This window comes from Bacillus sp. NPDC057893, from assembly GCF_042796455.1.
Classification (GTDB): Bacteria; Bacillota; Bacilli; order Bacillales; family Bacillaceae_G; genus Bacillus_A.
This window is the reverse complement of sequence record NZ_JBHVNG010000042.1, coordinates 1-1,317: the sequence shown is the minus strand read 5'-3', so window position 1 is coordinate 1,317 and position 1,317 is coordinate 1. Positions and strand designations below refer to the sequence as shown.

At 36.1% G+C, this 1,317-nt stretch carries 1 protein-coding gene; it reads right to left on the bottom strand.

Annotated elements, in window-relative coordinates; genetic code table 11:
- Positions 1-133: 133 nt before the first annotated feature.
- Positions 134-1,317, bottom strand: a 1,184-nt coding sequence (locus tag ACFVQC_RS30190) for an IS4 family transposase (protein WP_377900196.1), incomplete at its 5' end; no start/stop codon positions are given.

Below are 1,317 nucleotides of genomic sequence, written 5' to 3'. Positions count from 1 at the left end.
ACCCCATCGCTATCAAGCTAAGCTCATGTAATGTCAATGATAAGAGAGATTGTTTCTTTTTTTCGAAAGTCTATATGTAGGTGCTTTAAAGATTTGCATACGAAATAAACCCTAACGGGTTTCTTTTTTTGAATTAAGCCGCTTGATTATCAGACATGGTACAATTGTAAACGACACCTAATATATCAAAGACTGTTTTCTTCTCATATCGATGAGATTTTCGCCCGTTTTGCTGTAGAAGATTGAATAGGCGATATAGAACCTTTGATAGTTCTTGGGTGTTTTTCTGTATAGCTTGGAAAAGAAGAAGAAAATAATCTCTAATCATATATATGGCCTTATACTCACTCAGTTCTCGTTTCTTTTTCATAAGAAGTAATTGCCGCATTTGAAACATGATAGAAGAACAGAGTAGAATGGCAATCAATTGTCCATACAAATGGCACTCCCATCTTTCTGGTTTTATCTTTTTACACTGATGAATTTGAAAGAATGACTTCCACGTTTTAAATAAAATTTCGATTTGCCAGCGTAAAGAATACCAATCATGCACTTGTCCCATCGGGACAATGTCTGTAGGTGTGTTTGTCATATATACATTGATGCCACTGAGTCGTTTACTACGAGTAGAATACTTCATTCCTTTCTTTTTTTCTCTTACAGTTTGATCTTGTAATCGTTTTTGTTGTTGTTCTTTGGTTAGTCGATGAACAATCACACGGGTTGGTACTTTATCAGTCATTCCTACATAAGCGTTGGATATTTCACATGTTTGTCCTGGTTGAAGAGAGTTCATTAAGACCTCCATATCTATCTGTATATACTCTGTACCTTTCTTGATTCTTCCATCTTGAAAATAATCAGGAGTGGGATTTTTTTGATAAATACGTGTATTGGATTTAATACGAGAGATATAGTAAGCCTCTTTATCTTGTATATGTTGAAGATCTTTCAAGTGAAAATAACCTAAATCACGGATACATAAATCATTCGCTGTCACAGTTGGGGCACATAGAGAACCATAGGTTCGATCATGTTGTTTACCTGGGCCTGTATGAATATGTAGGAACTGTCCACTTAATAAATCATACTCAAGCTGAATCTTCACCCCAGCTGTATGGCTGCATCCTCCTGCACCTGGATAAACAGATGAAAATACATCGGGAAGTTGAAAGGCAGTTGAATCTAGGATACGAATACGTTTGAAAATAGAAGCGTATGGAGAAGTGAGCATCTTAGTTGAAGATAACTTTTGTTTGAGAAGTTCGGCTAACACTTGTTGTAGGAATTGCACGGCTGTGGCATTAAATCGTTGAT